We start from the raw sequence: 17484 nt of genomic DNA, 5'->3' as shown, positions 1-17484 counted from the left end.
GCCGCCGGTTGCGGCGCATGTCTATTTGGTGATGCTGAGCTCACCCGGAGCCGACGGCATCGCCCGGGTCGGCGAGCTGGTGGCGACGAGCAGCCCAAGGGTGAGCACGTAAGGCGCGGCGTAAAACAGATAGTAGCCGCTGGTGGCGCCGACCGATTGCAATGCCGGACCGAGCGCTCCCGCGCCGCCGAACAGCAACGAGGCGTAGAGGCAATTGACCGGATTCCAGCGGGCGAAAATGACGAGCGCCACCGCCATCAGACCCTGGCCTGAGGAAATGCCTTCGTTCCAGCTGCCGGGATAGTAGAGCGAGAGATAGGCTCCGCCGACGCCTGCGAGCGCGCCGCCGGCCGCCGTGGACCAGAGCCGTACGCGGTTCACATCGATGCCGATGGCGCGGGCGGCGTCGGCGCTGTCGCCGGTGACGCGGATGGTCAGGCCGATGCGGGTGTTTTTCAGCATCCAGGCCGCGGCGAAAGCCAGCACGACGCCCAACAGGAAAAGAACATTGACGTTGAGCGCCGCCGCGACCTGCGGGCTGCCGGACCAGAAACCGAGCGGAATGGCCGGAAGATCCGGCGCGACGGGCTGCACATAGGGCTTGCCGAAGAAGAAGGCGAGACCGGTTCCGAAGATCATCAGAGCGATGCCGATGGCGATATCGTTGACGCGCGGCATCTTGCAGATCCAGCCATGCAACAGGCCAAACAGCAGGCCGGCAAAGGCGGCCGCGAGCGTGCCCAGCCAGGGAGAGCCCGTGTGATAGGCCACCGCATAGCCGCTCATCGCGCCGAAGACCAATGTGCCCTCGAGACCGAGATTGATCCGTCCCGAGCGCTCCGTCAGGCATTCCCCGATCGAGACGAAGATGAAGGGGGTGGTGACGCGGATCGCTCCGCCGAGAATGGCGAGGGGCACGCCCCAAAGGCCGATATCGTCCGTCATGCCCGCCTCCGTTCGAAAGCCGCCAGAAAGCGCAGCCGGCCCTGAACCGAGTCCGACAGGAGGATGGCGATAAAGACCATTCCCTCCAGCACAAGAACCGTCGCATCGGGCAGATCCATTCGCCGCTGCACGAGCCCGCTCGACGCTTCGAAGCCGGCAAGAAGGATTGCGGCGGGGATGATCGCCAGGCCATTGTGCCGAGCGAGAAAGGCGATGAGAATGCCGGTGTAACCGTAGCCTGCGGCCAGAGACGCATTGGCCGAGCCATGCACGGCTGCGACTTCGAACATGCCGGCAAGGCCGGCGAACGCGCCGCCGAGAGCCGTAAAGCCGATGGCCAGCACCGCCGTCGGCAGTCCCTGAATTTGAGCGGCGCGGACATTGCCGCCGACGATCCGGGCGGCGAAGCCGAGTGTCGTCCGCTCGATCAGCACCCAGCTGACAAGGCAGGCGAAAATGCCGACCGCGAGACCCCAATGCACGCCCATGCCCGGAATCTCGCCGATCCGCCACGCCTCTGGCAGGGACGCGGTCGAGGGCTTGTTCAAACTGGCGGGATCACGGAAAGGACCTTCGATCAGGTGGTTCATCAGCGCAATGGCGATATAGGCCATCAGCAGACTTGAAATGGTCTCGTTGACGCCGCGCAGCTGGCGGAGCGCCCCGACCCCGCCGATCCAAAGACCGCCCACGACCATCGCGGCGATCGCCATGATTCCGATGCCGAGGGGCGCCGGCAGACCCGGCGCGAGCATGGCGACGACGCCCGCCGCCACGCCGCCCAGCACGATGGCCCCCTCCCCGCCGATGATCACCAGACCGAGCCGCGCCGGCAGCGCCACGCAGAGGGCGGCGAACAGAAGCGGCCCCGCCCTCGCCAGGGTGTTGGTCCATGAAAAGGCGGTGCCGAAACCGGCCTTGTAGACCAGAAGATAGAATTCGACGGGCGATTTGCCGAGCGCGGCCAGAAAGACGGCGAAGGCCGCCAATCCAGCCAGCAAGGCCCCGAGCGGCAGAAGCGCCGCCTCGACCCGCCGCGCTGCGGCTTCGCTGAGAAAGCCCGCCCGTCCGGCGAACGCAGCCGCCTGTTCGACCTGCACGCTCATGGTCTGCCCTCCGGTCTTCAACCGCTGTTTCAGGAGGTGGAGCCGACAACGCCTTCCACGAGGTAATCCATGCTTTCGAGCGCCACATCGGTCTCGACGAAGGCCTGCCCCTCGGTCGCCACGACCTTGCCCTTGTTGTCCTTGAGCGGCCCCTTGATGGCGGCGAAACCGCCCTTGAGGATCTCGGCTTTCACCGCTTCGAACTGGGTGCGGGCCGCTTCGGAGACGGCCGGGCCGAGCGGGCTCATCTTGATGAACCCTTCGGCGAGGCCGCCACGCACGAAATTGTCGATCGTTCCGCCCGACAGGGTCGCCTTGACCATGTCGGTGTAGACCTTGCCCCAATTCCATTCGGCGCCGGTAAGATACTTTTCGGGCGCAAGCGCGCTCTGGTTGGCGTGATAGCCGCACAGATACATGCCGCGGCCCGCCCCGGTTTCCATCACCACCTTGGGACCATCCACATGGCAGGTGACGACATCGACGCCCTGATCGGCGAGCGCATTGACGGCCTCGGCCTCCTTCACCGCCAGCGACCATTCGCCGGTGAAGATGACCTGGCAGGTGATGGCGGGATCGACCGCGCGCGCCCGAGCAGGAAGGAGTTGATGTTGAGGAGCACCTGCGGAATGGGCTTGGCGGCGACGAAGCCGATCTTCTTGGTCTTGGTCGCATGGCCGGCGGCGATGCCGTTGAGATACTGACCCATGCCGATATAGCCGAAATAGGAGCCGACATTCTTGGGCTTGTCGGGAGTCCACAAGCCGCCGCAATGCTCGAAACGCACAGCCGGGTTTTTCGGCGCCAGGGCCAGGATGTGCGGATCGAAATAGCCGAAGGATGTCGGGAAGAGCAGCGTCGCGCCGTCGAAGCCGATCATGCTCTCCATGGTCTTTTGCACGTCGACGGTTTCGGGAACCTGTTCCTCCTCGACCACGGTGACGCCTTCCATCGCCTTGACGGCGGCGGCGCCTTCAGCATGCGACTGGTTGTAACCGAAATCGTCCTTGGGGCCGACATAGATGAAGCCGACCGTCAGCCCGGCGGCGCGCGCCATTCCGGCCGGCAACAATCCGGAAAGAGCGGCTGCGCCGGCGAGGCCGGCGGTCGTTTGAAGAAACTGGCGGCGATTGGGCATCAGGATCTTGGACATGAGATTGTTCCCCGTTTCTTGTTTGATGCGGCGTCGTCCGCCGTCTTGAATTCTGACGCCAGTAATCCAGATGGACGCGCTTCTGTCTTGTGCTATGTTTTGGCCAGGCCGCTGCAAAAATTGCAGCGCCGGAGGGAAGCCGGCATGCGCTATCTGTCATCCATCCGCTATATCGACGCCGTGGTGAAGGCAGGCTCCATCAGAGCCGCAGCGGATACGCTCGCCATCACGTCGACGGCGCTCAATCGCCGTATTCTGGCGATGGAGGAGGAGTTGGGCGTGCCGATTTTCGAGCGTCTTCCGCACGGCGTGCGGCTGTCGGCGGCAGGCGAGATCTATATCCACCATATCCGCAACCAGCTCTCCGACATGGAGCGGGTGCGCTCCCAGATCGCGGACCTGTCAGGGGTAAGGCGGGGCCATGTCTCGATCGCCTGCAGCCAGGCGCTCTTGCCGTATTTCCTGCCGAACCAGATTGCGCTCTACCGGAAGGAGCATCCGAATGTAACCTTCGGCGTCCACCTGCGCGACCGCGAAGCGGCCGAAGGGGCTCTGGTCGATCACAGCGCCGATCTGGCCGTCGTGTTCGAGCCGGTTCGGCTGACGGATTTCATGACCTTGATCAGGGTGCGCCAGCCGGTGCATGCGGTCATGTCGCCGGATCACCCCTGGCGACGAAGACGACCTTGCGTCTATCCGACTGCATTGACTATCCCATTTCATTGCCGACGACGGCTTACGGGGTCCGGCATCTTCTGGATATCGCAATGCGAATGACCGGAGTGCGTCTCGACCCGGTCATCCAGTCCGACAATTTCGAATTTCTCCGCAATCATGCGGTGGCGGAAAACATCGTCACGTTCCAGATCCCGATCGGTTTGTCGGACCAGACCTCGACCGGCCGGTTGATCTCCCGCCCCCTCGACATTCGCGACGTGCCGGCGGGAATTCTTTATCTCGGCCAGTTGAAAGGCCGCACCCTGCCCGTTGCGGCCGCCCGTTTCGCCTCGCAACTCACCAGCGCTCTGGCGAGCCAGTTCGAAGCGTCGTAAGCCGCGCATGGCGCGGCTCGAGGCATGCCTGCGCAGCGCCCAAGCCGTTGTCTTTGGGCGCATCGTATCGAAGCCCAGGCAAGCCGGGCTTACGGTCAGATCCGCAGCCCCGATACGCCGTCGAACAAATGAACAGAGCCCTGGTCGAGCCGAAGCGAGCAGGTCGCCCCGATGCCGAAGTCAGGCCGGCTTCGCATGACCATCGAGATGGGTTTACCGTTCATCACCAGTTCGACGAATGTCTCCGAACCTGTCGGCTCGATGTTCACGACGTTGGCCGAAAGAGGACCGGCCGCGTCCAGGGCTATTTCCTCCGGGCGCTTGCCGATCCGGACAACGCATCCTTCGGCCAGGCCTGCGGGAGCGGCAATGCCTGTCCGGGCGACACCGTCGATCAGCAATTGCCCATTGCGCACCGTCGTCGTGAACAGGTTCATGGCCGGCGAGCCGATGAATTGCGCGACGAAACTGTTGGCGGGCCGATCATAGAGTTCCAGCGGCGCGCCTATCTGCTCCACGCGTCCGCCTTGCAGAACGATGATGCGGTCGGCCATGGTCATCGCCTCGACCTGATCATGCGTGACATAGATCATCGTCGTGCCCAGGCGGCGATGCAACGCCTTGATTTCGCTGCGCATCTGCACGCGCAGCTTGGCGTCGAGATTGGAGAGCGGCTCGTCGAACAAGAAAACCTGCGGGCTCCTGACGATAGACCGCCCCATCGCGACGCGCTGGCGCTGGCCGCCCGACAGTTCTTTCGGCTTGCGCTCGAGCAGTGGCGTGAGCCCGAGGATCTCGGCGGCTTCCCGAACCCTTCGATCCTTTTCCGCCTTGGGCGCCCCCGCAAGCGTCATGGAAAACGCCATGTTTTCCGCGACCGTCATATGCGGATAGAGAGCGTAGTTCTGAAACACCATGGAGATGTCGCGTTCCTTCGGCGGAAGGTCGTTGACGACGCGCCCGCCGATCGAGATCGCCCCGCCGGAAATGTCCTCCAGTCCGGCGATCATCCGCAGCAGCGTGGACTTGCCGCAGCCGGAAGGGCCGACCAGGACGACGAACTCGCCGTCCCGGATCGCCGCATCCACTCCGTGGAGAACCTCCACCTTGCCGTATCGTTTCACCGCGTTCTGGATTGTGACGCTTGCCATCAGTTTCTCCTCAGACAGGACGGACGCGGATGCGGGTGGCGGAAAGCGCCCCTTCATACACGACCAGACCGGCCGCTCCGCCAGGGAAAGAGGCGTCGCTGGCGGTGATGACCGTATCGCCGATGCGAGCCTCCATTCGGTCCTGGACGGCGCTGACCGTCATCGAAAAGGCCGTTTCGAACGGCATGTCGAGCGATGTCTCGGCGAGCACGGTTTCAGTCTCGTCCTTGCGGCGGACGATCTGGAACCGGCCGTCGCTCGTGACGCGTGCGGCGTAGAAACGCCGCTGTCCCTCCGCGCGCAGGATAACCCCGCCATAAGCGCCGAGATGCAGCATGAGATCGGCCTCGACGGCGTAATCGGCCCAGTCGCGGCTGCCCTGCATGATCAGGCCTTCGCCGCGATTTTGGCTGATGCGGAAATCCTGGGGAAGTTCTTCGAGAAGAAGTGCACATTGCTGACCCAGGCGCGCCGCCAGAAATCGCCGTTGCCGGCCGGCTTCCGAAAGACCACATCCGGGCAGCCGTCCCAGGTCAGGCTGTCGAGGAGCACGCGGCCCGAACTCCGGCCGTCCGCGACGGCGAGGACGAGGCCGACCTCGGCGATCGGCTGGAAGCCGGTCTCCGGGACTGTCCATACAAGTTCCGCCGAACGACCAGGGGCCAGATCGATGGGCTGAGGCATGTCGACATCAACGAGGTCGTCCTTGTCGTCATAGTGCCGGATGCGCAGCCGCGCCTCGACGGTTCCCTGATTGTCGGATGCCGCGCGAACAACGGCCCTGAGCACCTGACCGGCATGAACGCGCGGGCTCGCCATCAGGTCATAGGTGCGCATGCCCTTGACTTCTTTCGGCGTGAAGACGGGCGTCGTCGCCGAGGCTTCGCGTCCCCTGGCGAGCGCGCGATAATCGAGGGCTAGCGCTTCGCCCGTGCCGGTGACCGAAAAGTCGGCGAGCGCCGCCAATCCGCCCTGAGCACGAAAGCCCTGGACCGAGCCCGGCAGAGAGAAGTGGAATTTGGCGCCGTTCTTCGGGTCAGGCTCGGCTTGGACGCCGGCCAGCTTGCGGCCGAGATTGGCGAGCCAGAGCGATATCTCCACAGCATCGGTGATCGAGCGTCCGCCGTCGGCGGTGGAGACATAGAGGCGGTCGGCCACCGGCCCGCGCCAGTCCGGTCCAGCGTCCAGGCCGTCGAGCCCGAGCATGATGCCGTGCAGGCAGCCGAGATTGCCGGCGTTGCAATCGGTGTCCCAGCCCGACGTGTTGACGATCATCTGCCCGCGCTGGAAATCGTGCGGAGCGTGCAGGAGCGCCATGATCATCAGGGCATGGTTCGGCACGACATGGCAGTTACCGGGATATTTGTCATAGCCGTAATTGTCCTCGATGCGCTGCCGCGTCGCCTCCCAATCCTCGTTGCCGGAGGTCCATTGGCGGATATCGGCGATCAGCGTCGCAATCAGGCTGTCCTTCGGAATATAAGAGAGCCCGGTGTCGAGCAGATGGTCTACGTCGCGGCTGAGGAAGGCTTCCGCCTCCATGGCCGCCCAGAGGACGGCGGCGTTGACCGCTTCGCCATCATGGCTGACGGAGCCGGCGGCCCGCGCCAGCTTCGCCGCCTGAGCCGGATTGCCCGGCGAGACCAACGCCCAGCCGTCGATGAAGATCTGCGCGCCGATCTGCTCGGCCACGGTGACGCCATTGGTGGCGATGGAGCCGGAGGCCGGCGCCATGATGCCTTTTTGCAGATTGAGCCAGGCGGTGTGCTCGGTGGAATTGCCCGCGCCGCCCCACCAGAGGATCGAGCGCTCTTCGACGATATAGTTCATCCAGGCCCGGCCGATGTCCTCGGCGCTCAAATCGGCGGATATGCCGTAGTCGTCCAAGGCGCGGGGAAAGGCGAAGGTGCCGGCGACATCGTCATCGGTGACCACGAGCGGGTCGCCCAGCCGGTCGTGGACATAATATTCGATACGGCCGAGCTTGGCGAGAATGTCCTTGTAGCGCCAGTTTTCGAAGGGACGACCGAGATAGACGCCGATGAGCTTGCCGAGGACGCCGGCATAGACCCGGTTCTGGTAGTCTGCAGGGAGGGACATGCGAATTCTCCTGTTCAGCCCTTCACCGAGCCGCCCGCCATGCCTTCGATGAAGCGGCGTTGCAGCAGGATGAAGAGGATTACGATGGGTAGGACGATGATGAGCGCAGCAGCCATGATGACGCCCCAGTCGGAGCTGTACTGGCCGGACAGAAGGAAGAACGACACGACGCCGGTCAGCCTTTCCTGTCCCTGGAGGAAGGTCGTGGCGATGAGGAATTCATTCCACGAATAAAGGCCGATGATCAGAGCCACCGTGAGTATCCCCGGCGAGACGATGGGGAGAAAGACCCGGGTGAACACCTGCCAATGGGTGGCTCCGTCGATCAGGGCGGCTTCTTCGAGTTCTTTCGGAACCGCCAGGAAATAGGTCCTGAGCAGCATGATGGCGAAGGGCGAGTAGACGGCCGTGTAGATGAAGGCCACCGCGACGGGATTGTTGATCAGCCCCAGTTGCGCAAAGCCGAAATAGAGCGGGAACAGAAAAAGCTGGATCGGGGCGGTGGTGCTGGCGAGCAGGTAGAAGGTCACCAGCTTCCAGGTCTTGATCTTGCGTCGCGCCAGCACATAGGCCGACAGTGATCCCGTCGTGCAGACGAGCACGATCGTCATGGCGGTCAACGTCACGGAATTCATCAGCGTCTGGCCGAAATTCGCGTCGCTCCAGGCGCGTGTGAAATTGTCGAAGCGCAGGGTCTCCGGAAGCGCAAGCGGATTCTGGACGATCTCGGCCGATCCCTTCACGGAGTTGAGGATCAGCAGCGCGATGGGGAACAGCGTGATGAACAGCAGGACGCCTAGCGTCGCGTAGACGATCCAGAGCGTCAATCGGCTTTCGGTCGATCTCATTGGTCGAACTCCTTCGCCTGAATGCGGATGTAGAAGACGGTCGCGGCCAGTCCGAACAGACTGATGACCACCGAGATCGCCGCCGCCTTGCCAACCGCGAGATCGTAGAAGGCGGAACGGTAAGCGAACGTGGACAACACCTCGGACGAGAAAGCGGGACCGCCCTGGGTGAGGATGTAGACGAAGTCGAAGACGAGGAAAGACCAGATGACGGTCATCACCATCATCAGCGTGATGGTTGAGCGGATGCCCGGCAACAGCACGTAACGGACCGTCTGCAGGAATGTCGCGCCCTCCACTTTGGCGGCTTCGAGTTGCTCCTGCGGCACCTGGCGCAACGCCGCGAAGAAGATCACGCAGAGAAATCCCCACCAGTGCCAGAGATCGACGACCGCGATCCCGTAGAGCGCGCTCGATGTCTGGCTGAGCGGGTTGTCGGCCTCGATGCCATAGCGCTGCAGCAGCCCGGTGACGCCGGTGATGGGCGAATAGATCATGCCCTGCCAGATGCGCCCGGTGATGGCGGTGGCGATGATGACAGGCAGGAAATAGATGACCTGGAAGAAGGTCGATCCGCGGCGGGCGATCAGCATCATCGTCGCCGCCAGGAGCCCGAGCGCGATCGGCGCCGTCAGGAAGATCAGTGTCCAGACGATGTTGTTGCCGAGCGCGGTCCAGAAGACCCTGTCGTCCCAGAGATCCGCAAAATTGGCGAGCCCGACGAATTGCGGCGCACTGATGCCATCCCACTGGAAGAAGGCGAGCGCCACGGTCAGAAGGGCGGGAATCGCGATGATCGCGGCGTTGATGATCAATGTCGGCAGGACATAGAGACGGTGCATGATATTCCTCCTGGGGGCGCGGCGGCCCGACTTCTCCCGCCGGGGAGGCGGGAGAAGGAGTTTTCAAGCTCGGATCGACGTTTCCGGGGCTCAGCGGTTCGGCACGGCAGGCACCTTGCCTTCGGCCTTTTCCTTCTGGAAGGTCGCGTCCAGCTTGGCGAGGAAATCCTGCGTGGTCGCCTTTTTCAGCCAGACTTCCTCAATGCCGTTGATCAGGTAGCTGTCGGTGGCCGGCGGCAGGAAGGTCCAGGTGGTGTAGCCGTATTTGCCGTCGTTGACGGATTTGGCGAGCACGCCCATGGCTTCGGTGAACAACGGCATCACATTGTCCGCCATCTTGACGTTCGACAGATCCTTCAGCGGAATGTTCCACTCGCCCTGCCAGGCGGAATTCATCGAGCCGTAGACGGCGGGGGTGAAGATGTGGTCGATGACGGCGGCCGCGCCATCGGGCTGCGTCGACTTGGCCGCGATCGAGAAGGTGGAGCCGACGCCGAGCGGAAACACCGGATCGCCCGATGCGCTGGGGAAGCCGACGAAGCCGGCCTTGTTTCCGCTCTTGCCGAAGTAGGTCCCGACATTCTGGAACTGCCAGGTGCCGCTCGGCATCATGCCGGCTGCGCCCGTCGCGACCGCGTCGGCGGCTTGTTCGCCGCTGTTCAGCGAAAAATAGTTCTTTCCGAAGTAACCCTTGTCCCACCACGCGGCGATCGTGTCGATGGACTTGACGAACGGCTCGGAGGTCCAGGGCATCTCGCCCTTGAGCGCCTTGTTGATGTTGTCGGGGCCGGCGATGGCGTTCAGCGCCAGCGTCACGAACCACTCATTGGCGCCGCGCCAATCGGCGTTTCCGGCGGCGAAGGGGGTCACTCCCTCCTTCAACATGGCGTCGGCCAGCGTTTCGAGCTCGGCGATCGACTTGGGCGCCTGCCAGCCATGCTTTTCGAACAGCGAGGCGTTGTAATACAGGCCCAACGTCTCATAGGTCTTGGGCAGCGCGTAGAGCTTGCCGTTGTAGCGGCCCATATCGAGGAAGACGGGCAGGATGCGGTCGCTCCAGCCGAATTTGGCCGCGTAGTCGTCCAGCGGCAGAAGCTGGCCGGACTGGGCCATCGGCGCGACGTAACTCGGCCCCGGCGTATAGACCACGTCTGGTCCGCTGCCGGACAAGAGCGCCACGCGCAGCTGCTTGTCGAGCTCGTTGCCCCTGTAGTCGACCACGAGATTATAGGTCGATTGGGCGGCGTCGAACGGATCGACGATGTTGTCCTTGATGATTTTCTGCTGGTCGGGCGTGGCTTGCTCATACCACCAGCTGACACGATCCTGCGCAAGCGCGGTCTGCGAAAGACCGGCGACGGCGATCAAGGCGAACAGGCTCTTCCTGTAGTTCATGGGTTCTCCTCCCTCTGTATTAGTCGTCTTTCCGACACGGTCCGACGGAGCCGCGCAGGACAAGTTCAAACGGCATTTCCTCGGCGTGACCCGGACCGCCTGTCGCCGCGGAGAGGCGCTCCACCAGCACCGCGGCCGCGCGCGCGCCGAGCCGATCCTGGAATTGTGCGACGGTGGTGAGCGGCGGCGTCACCAGAGCCGAAGCCAATATGTCGTCAAATCCCGCGACCGATATATCGCCCGGCACGGAGAGGCCCTCGGCAGCGAGCCCCTGCATGACGCCGATCGCCATCAGATCGTTGGCGGCGATGATGGCGGTCGGCGGCAGGGGCGCGTCGAGAAAGCGACGAACGCTGTCTCGTCCGGCTTCCAACGTGTAATTGGCGGCCTCCACGACGATGGGATCGGCTCCAACCGACCCCATGGCCGCAAGATACCCCTCCAGACGAAATGGCTGCGGGCCGCCCGGCGCCGCCACCATGGCGATGCGGCGATGCCCGAGGCCGATGAGGTGAGAGGCCAGCGCATGGGCGGCGGCGATATTGTCGATATAGAGATCGTCGATCGGCTGGGGCCCACCGGCTTTCCGGCTGACTTCGATGCGAACAACTGGAATGTTGAGACGTCCGAGCCGCTCCAGATCCCGGGCGCCGAGATGAAAAAACACTCCCACCACGCCATCATAGCGGCCCTGCGCCGCAGCGGCGACGACGGATCGCTCGTTTGCCGCGACGCCTTCCGTATCGATCGTGACCACTTCGTAACCTGCCGCCCGGGCGACTCTCTGCACGGCCACGACCAGCGACGGATAAAAGGGATTGGCCAGATCGGGAACGATGCAGGCGATGACGTAGCTTCGCTGCGTCCGCAGCGCCTGAGCAAACCGGTTGGGCTGGTAACCGAGCTCCTGAATTGCCGCCTCGATGCGCTCTGCGGTCTCCACAGCGACCTTCTCACGGCCACCGTTGAGGATCAATGAAACGGTCGCCTGCGCCACGCCGGCCCGGTCAGCGACTTCTTTTTGCGTGATGCGTTTTCGGGACACGACGACTTCATCTCGTTGATACGTATCAATTCCATAATTGATACGTATCAACACGTCAAGACTGGCGCCTCATATTTATCTTTCGTATCCCAGGGAATGTCTGGGCGACATCAGCGCCATAAACACTTGAGACGCGATTCAGTCCGTGTTTTTGGAAAATCGAAGACCGCGTCCTGCTTGCGAGCCGCTGTCGGTCGACCTCAAACCGCAATCGCCAAGGCGTCTGCCGGCAACCGCCGGATAAGCGATACCGGCCATTTGGGGTTCGGTGCTTTTGCGCGATACGGACTACATCGCCGCTTTCGCCCGCCTCTGCGACATTTCGGATATTCTTCGGCTATACGCGGCGAGAACATGCCCAGATCGCGCAAAATTAACGATCACGCTGTATATTTGCGAGAAGCACTGAAACCCATCGCCAAAGGTCTACAGAATGTCCGCTGACTACTCCGCTGAATCTCGGGCTTTCCAGCAATGCTTTGCGGTTGCCAGACTCGATGCAGCCGGCCGCATTCTCAGCGCCAACATGAACTTCTCGAAGTTTTTCCAGATCCCGCTGGAGCAGCTTTCCGGTCGAAACGTCTTCGACTTTGCGCATGGGCGCGATGTCGAACGCCAAAAACGGATATGGGCCGAAGGAAGATCCGAGTCCAAATACGAGGATGTGGGTCTGTGGTGCGACGCCCTTGGGTCCAGTCTCTGGCTGGCCGCGTCCTATGTCGATGTTACAGAACGTGGTGATGCGCCGCAAACGATCATGATTGCCCGCGACGTCACGTTGGAACAGGAGCGGGAAGCCGAGGCGCGGGGCCAAATGGCGGCGATGAATGCGACACAGGGCTTGGCGCATTATTCCGTCGACGGTCTGTTGCTCGACGCCAACGAGAACTTCCTCGTCACGATGGGCTACCACATCGAGGAGTTGGCCGGCCGGCCCCATTCGATCTTCCTGGAAAGCTCAAACGCGTCATCCGACCAACAGGCGCTCTTCTGGCGCAGACTCGCCGACGGCGAACATATCGCCGGAGAATTCATCCGAGTGGCGAAGAGCGGCGAGAAGAAGTGGCTGCGCGCCGTCTATAACCCGATACGGGATCGCACGGGTTCAGTGGTCAAGGTTGTCTCCTATGTCAACGACGTCACCGAAGAGCGGCTTCAGCAAGCGGATTACCAATGGCAGATCAACGCTATCCATAAATCCAACGCCGTCATCACCTTCGACATGTTCGGCACCATCCTCGAGGTCAATGATCGTTTCATCGACGCGATCGGCTACGAAAAATCCGCGGTTCTCGGCCAGCACCATCGCATTTTCGTCGAGCCGGCATACGCCCATAGCGAGGAATATGCTTCTTTCTGGAATGACCTGAGGAAAGGCCTTCATCGCTCCGGGGTTTACAAGCGCATCGCCAGGGATGGTCGAGAGATCTGGCTGCAAGCCACCTACAATCCGATCTTCGATCTCTATGGCACGCCGATCAAGGTGGTCAAATTCGCGTCCGTCGTCACCGAGGAAAAACTCTTTCAGTCGGAACTGCAGGGACAGATCGCGGCGATAGACAAGGCGCAATGCGTCGTCGCCCTGAGCCTGGACGGGTCCATCTTGGACGCCAATGAAAACTTCCTGTCCTCCGTCGGCTATCGGTATGGGGAAGTGAGGGGCAGGCATCACAGTATGTTCGTCGACGAAGAGACCCGACAAAGCGCCGAGTACAGGGAGTTTTGGGAGCAACTGCGCCGCGGCGAATATCAACAGGGCGAATATAAACGCATTTCGAGGAACGGTTCGGAAATCTGGTTGCAGGCCAGCTACAACCCGATCTTCGATCCGAACGGAAAGCTCTCGAAGGTCATCAAATACGCCACCGACATCACCGAGGAGAAACGTCAGCAGGTCGAAATCAACGGACAGATGGACGCGATCAATCGGTCCCAGGCCGTGGCCATGTTCGACATGAATGGCGTGATCCTTCACGCCAACGAAAATCTGCTCGACATTTTCGGCTATCGCGCCTCGGATATCCTCGGCAAATCCCATAGCGTTCTCATGGATGCGCAGGAGGCGCTGAGCAAGGAGTATGGCGATTTCTGGGACGGACTGCGCCGAGGCGACTATCAGCAGGGTCTGCATAGACGGGTCGGCAAGGATGGCCGCGAAATATGGTTGCAATGCTCCTATAACCCCATCCTCGACATCAACGGCGCGCCTCTCAAAGTCGTCAAGATCGCCACCGATGTGACGATGAACGTCGCCTTGGCGGAGGCTTTCGAAGACGCCAAACGACAGGCTCTGCACGACACGGCCACGTCGCTGCCCCCACAGGGCGAAGCTGTCGACCTTTCTCGATGCGCATCTCGCCGATCCCTCCGCCAGCCTCGCAATCTTTTATATCGACCTTGATCGCTTCAAGCCGATCAACGACACGTTCGGCCATCAGGTCGGCGACAAGGTGTTGGGAGAAGTGGCGGACCGCCTACGCCGCTCTCTCCGGGAAAACCAGATGGTGGCCCGGGTGGGTGGCGACGAATTCGTCATCGCCGCGCCGGGGATGACGGTCGACGCGGTCGAACGCTTCTGCGCCAAACTCTACGCCATGATCAGCGAACCGATCCGGCATGACCGCGGAGAGATCAAGGTGGGAATGTCCATCGGCATTGCCCTGGCGCCGTCGGACGGCGGGACGCCGGACGAACTGCTGCGGGCTGCCGACACCGCCCTCTACCGGTCCAAGCAGCAAGGACGCGGCCAGTTCGCGTTCTTCGCGACGGAGATGAATGAAAAGATCATCGCCATGCGGCGCCTGGCCGACGATATGCGGCATAGTCTGGCGGCCGGCGACTTCTACCTTGACTATCAGCCGCGGTTTGATACGCGCGCGCGCCGCATCAAGAGCGTGGAAGCGCTGGTGCGCTGGATGCATCCCGAAAAAGGTCGGATCAACCCGATGGATTTCATCCCGCTCGCAGAACAGAACGGCCTGATCGTGCCGCTCGGCGAATGGATCCTGAGAACCGCCTGCCGCACGGCCCGCGACTGGGACGGCATCGGCGTCTCGGTCAATCTCTCCCCGATCCAATTCCGCGATCGGGATCTGGTGCAAAAGGTTCGTTCGGCCCTGCAGGACTCAGGCCTGCCAAGCCAACTGCTTGAGCTCGAAATCACCGAAGGCGTGCTTCTCGAAGACGCCGCCAATGCGCGAGAAGTTCTCGAAGAGTTGAAATCCCTTGGAATCAAGCTCGCCATGGATGATTTCGGCACCGGATATTCTTCGCTGAGCTATCTTCGCAACTTTCCATTCGACGTGATCAAGATCGACCGCAGCTTCATCATGGACCTCGACAGCAGCGACAATGCGCGCCCGATCGTTCAGGCGATCCTCGGCCTCGGCAAGGCGCTTGGTCTTTCCGTCACGGCGGAAGGCGTCGAGACGAACGAGCAGCTCGCGATCCTCACCGCCGATCAATGCAACGAAATCCAGGGTTATCTGATGTCTCGGCCGCTGAAGTCGGATCAGGTCACGGATCTGCTGAAAGAAATCGACAAGATGGTGGTGTGCAAACAGGAAAGAAGTCAGTCTGAAAGACTTGCTCGCGCCCCTGGCGTCAGTTGATTTCCGTCGGGCCTTTGGCGGGCGTGGTGAACCAGCGAGGTCCGTCATCCGTCATGTAGATGTGATCCTCCAGACGGATCCCGAAATCACCTGGGAACACCAGCATGGGTTCATTGGAGAAGCACATGCCGGCTTCGAGAGACATGGTGTTGCCGCGCACGATGTAGGGCGCTTCATGGATCTCGAGACCGAGGCCGTGGCCGGCGCGATGCGGCAGGCCGGGCAGACGATAATCCGGACCGAGCCCATGACGCGAGAGCACGTCGCGAGCGGCTCTATCGAGGTCCTCACATGGCGCGCCGAGCGCGGCGGCGTCGAAAACGGCTTGCTGCGCCGCGCGCTCGATGGCCCAACCCTCCGCAAACGCCTTGTCGCCCTCGTCGAGCATATAAGTGCGGGTGATGTCGGAATGGTAGCCGTCGAGTCGGCAGCCGGTGTCCACCAGGATGACCTGCCCCGCCGCGAGAATCTGGTCTCCGTCCGCGCCATGAGGCAACGAGGTCGCCGTTCCAAAGGAGACGATGGCGAAGGTCGACCCATCGTCGGCTCCGGCCAGCCGATGCTGCTGGTCGATGAATTTGACGACTTCGGAGGCCGCGACGCCCGGCGCGAGCATCGAGAAGACCTTGCGATGGATATCCATGGTGATGTCCATCGCGTGCTGGATCAACGCGATTTCCGCCGGTGATTTGCGGACGCGCAGCCCACGGATCAACGGTCCGCCATCCATCAACCGTTCGGCGTCGAACTCTCGCATCAACGCATGGTAGACGAAGAGCGGCAGCGCATCATCCAGTGCGAGTTTTCCATCTGCTCCAATCAGTCGGGCAACCAAGCCGGCGGCGCTCTCCTCCTCCTGCCAGACGGCAATCTCGCCTGCGATATGGGGCAAGGTTTCGACACGGCTGCGTTCGAAGCCCGGCACGACATAAGTGATGGCGTCCCCGGTGACGAGCGCGCCGAGCAGGCGCTCGCTCTGATGCCAGACCAGGCCGGTGAAATAGCGCAGGCTCTCCGTCGAACCGAGCAAGACGCCGTTGATGCCGGCATGATCCATGCGTTCTCTCAGACGGTCGAGCCGGGAGCGATATTCAGTTTCCGCTGTACGGGCGACGGGGTGCATCAAATCCATCATTTCTCTCCCTCGGAGCAAGCTTTTCAAGCGGCATAAGAAACTGTAGGTAGATTGTCGACAGACGCATCACTTACTGAGGCGTGGGTTGTCGACGGCATTCTGTTCGACACAGATATCTCTGGGGACGGCCGAGCGGGTCGCTCATACGCCTGCCTTGACGATGAAAGACCCGAATTCGACGGCTGGCGACGGTCGCCAAACATGCTCCTTCAATCGATGCGAATGGTGCAGGATGTCGGAAGCTCCCTTCCCCGCTGATCTCATTTAAGCGGCAACGCCATAGGCTCCTCGAGATTGCGCGCGACATATTCCTGGATCTGCCGAACGATCTGGGCGGCATGAACCGTGGCGAGCGCGTCGGCGCGGGTTACGTCTCCCGCCTCGATCGTCACGATCATTTCCTCATGCTCATCGACATACTGGCGGGGCAGCCGGTCGTCGAACGTCGAGTAATAAAGCCTTAATATGCGGCGGCCTTCATCGAGCAGACGCGCAAAAAAACGCGTGTAGTAGCCGTTTCCGGCCGCTTCCGCGATCGCGACGTGGAATTCCCTGTTGGCGTCGATCATCGCATAAGCGTCGCGCGCGACAACGGCGGTCGCGAATGCCCGCTGGTGAGCGCGGATCTCGTCCACCATCCTTCCGCCGCGATGGAGCGCCGCGCCACGTGTCGTAACCCTGTACATCAAGGTCAACGCCTCGAAATAGGGAGGAAGACCCGCGAAATCGATCATCGAGACGATCGTGTTGCGGTTCGGCAGCGTGGTGACCAATCCATCGGCGGAGAGCCTCAGCAACGCTTCGCGAACCGGCGTGCGCGACATGCTGAAGCGCTCCGACAATCCCACCTCGTCGAGCGGGCTGCCCGGACCCAGCTTCATCGTCAGGATCTCGTGGCGCAACGCATCATAGACGCTTTGTGTGTTGGAGCCACGCGCTCGCGTCGGCTCCGGCTGGCCCTGCATCACATCATCAAGCATGTCGACCTCCGGACCCCATCTGAACGTTCACGCACCTTATCGCCTCGTGCCGAACGCGGTCCGCGCTTGAACGATACAATCTGGACTCCTGGATCTCGGCAAACCGTGTCTTAGAGCGACT

13 protein-coding genes and 2 pseudogenes are annotated in these 17484 nt (G+C 62.1%); 3 read left to right on the top strand and 12 right to left on the bottom strand.

The genetic code is table 11. From position 1 onward, the window contains the following. Window positions 1–21: 21 nt before the first annotated feature. The 3 genes and pseudogenes from H2O14_RS24975 to H2O14_RS24965 all read right to left on the bottom strand — a co-directional run bounded on the left by H2O14_RS24975 (window position 22) and on the right by H2O14_RS24965 (window position 3204). Window positions 22–945: an ABC transporter permease gene (locus H2O14_RS24975; RefSeq protein WP_182830038.1), complete on the bottom strand. Its 924-nt coding sequence runs from the start codon at window positions 943–945 to the stop codon at window positions 22–24. Beyond that, window positions 942–2051 carry an ABC transporter permease gene (locus H2O14_RS24970; RefSeq protein WP_182830037.1) on the bottom strand — a complete coding sequence of 370 codons (1110 nt, stop codon included), beginning with the start codon at window positions 2049–2051 and terminating at the stop codon, window positions 942–944. Before H2O14_RS24970 ends, H2O14_RS24975 begins: the two co-directional genes overlap by 4 nt. 29 nt (window positions 2052–2080) lie before the next feature. Further along, window positions 2081–3204, bottom strand: a pseudogene (locus tag H2O14_RS24965) (BMP family ABC transporter substrate-binding protein). Window positions 3205–3348: 144 nt separating this feature from the next. On the opposite strand from H2O14_RS24965, the pseudogene H2O14_RS24960 reads away from it, so the two are divergent. Then, window positions 3349–4256, top strand: a pseudogene (locus H2O14_RS24960) (LysR family transcriptional regulator). Between the two features lie 95 nt (window positions 4257–4351). On the opposite strand, the gene H2O14_RS24955 reads toward H2O14_RS24960, so the two are convergent. From H2O14_RS24955 to H2O14_RS24930, 7 genes are all read right to left on the bottom strand, one after another. Next, a complete protein-coding gene (locus tag H2O14_RS24955) occupies window positions 4352–5407 on the bottom strand; it encodes an ABC transporter ATP-binding protein (protein WP_182830036.1) in 1056 nt (351 codons plus the stop codon). Window positions 5408–5417: 10 nt separating this feature from the next. After that, a complete protein-coding gene (locus tag H2O14_RS28165) occupies window positions 5418–5792 on the bottom strand; it encodes a hypothetical protein (protein ID WP_246697805.1) in 375 nt (124 codons plus the stop codon). Window positions 5793–5794: 2 nt separating this feature from the next. Continuing rightward, window positions 5795–7507, bottom strand: a complete 1713-nt coding sequence (locus H2O14_RS24950) for an ADP-ribosylglycohydrolase family protein (RefSeq protein ID WP_246697804.1) — start codon at window positions 7505–7507, stop codon at window positions 5795–5797. 14 nt (window positions 7508–7521) lie between these two features. Continuing rightward, entirely contained in the window at window positions 7522–8355 is an 834-nt protein-coding gene (locus H2O14_RS24945; RefSeq protein ID WP_182830035.1) for a carbohydrate ABC transporter permease, read from the bottom strand. Beyond that, window positions 8352–9197 (bottom strand): carbohydrate ABC transporter permease, encoded by an 846-nt coding sequence (locus H2O14_RS24940; protein WP_182830034.1) that lies wholly within the window; start codon window positions 9195–9197, stop codon window positions 8352–8354. The genes H2O14_RS24945 and H2O14_RS24940 overlap by 4 nt, the downstream gene beginning before the upstream one ends. Before the next feature lie 90 nt (window positions 9198–9287). Then, window positions 9288–10592, bottom strand: a complete 1305-nt coding sequence (locus H2O14_RS24935) for an ABC transporter substrate-binding protein (protein ID WP_182830033.1) — start codon at window positions 10590–10592, stop codon at window positions 9288–9290. Between the two features lie 19 nt (window positions 10593–10611). After that, window positions 10612–11637 (bottom strand): LacI family DNA-binding transcriptional regulator, encoded by a 1026-nt coding sequence (locus tag H2O14_RS24930; RefSeq protein ID WP_182830032.1) that lies wholly within the window; start codon window positions 11635–11637, stop codon window positions 10612–10614. Between the two features lie 433 nt (window positions 11638–12070). Here H2O14_RS24930 and H2O14_RS24925 point away from each other — a divergent pair, with 433 nt between their 5' ends. Together H2O14_RS24925 and H2O14_RS24920 are read left to right on the top strand one after the other, a co-directional pair. Continuing rightward, a complete protein-coding gene (locus H2O14_RS24925; RefSeq protein ID WP_182830031.1) occupies window positions 12071–14038 on the top strand; it encodes a PAS domain-containing protein in 1968 nt (655 codons plus the stop codon). Then, window positions 13968–15248, top strand: a complete 1281-nt coding sequence (locus H2O14_RS24920) for a putative bifunctional diguanylate cyclase/phosphodiesterase (RefSeq protein WP_246697830.1) — start codon at window positions 13968–13970, stop codon at window positions 15246–15248. The genes H2O14_RS24925 and H2O14_RS24920 overlap by 71 nt, the downstream gene beginning before the upstream one ends. On the opposite strand, the gene H2O14_RS24915 is transcribed toward H2O14_RS24920, so the two are convergent. Both H2O14_RS24915 and H2O14_RS24910 read right to left on the bottom strand, forming a co-directional pair. Continuing rightward, window positions 15241–16380, bottom strand: coding sequence for a M24 family metallopeptidase (locus tag H2O14_RS24915; protein WP_182830029.1), 1140 nt, complete (start codon window positions 16378–16380; stop codon window positions 15241–15243). The two genes, H2O14_RS24920 and H2O14_RS24915, sit on opposite strands and share 8 nt — an antisense overlap. 263 nt (window positions 16381–16643) lie before the next feature. Further along, complete coding sequence (locus H2O14_RS24910) at window positions 16644–17348, bottom strand: GntR family transcriptional regulator (protein ID WP_182830138.1); 705 nt, start codon at window positions 17346–17348, stop codon at window positions 16644–16646. Window positions 17349–17484: the final 136 nt, after the last annotated feature.

The sequence above is a fragment of the Rhizobium sp. G21 genome, from assembly GCF_014158035.1.
GTDB lineage: Bacteria > Pseudomonadota > Alphaproteobacteria > Rhizobiales > Rhizobiaceae > Rhizobium_E.
The sequence above is the reverse complement of the archived record's forward strand: the minus strand, read 5'-3'. Positions and strand labels throughout refer to the sequence as shown.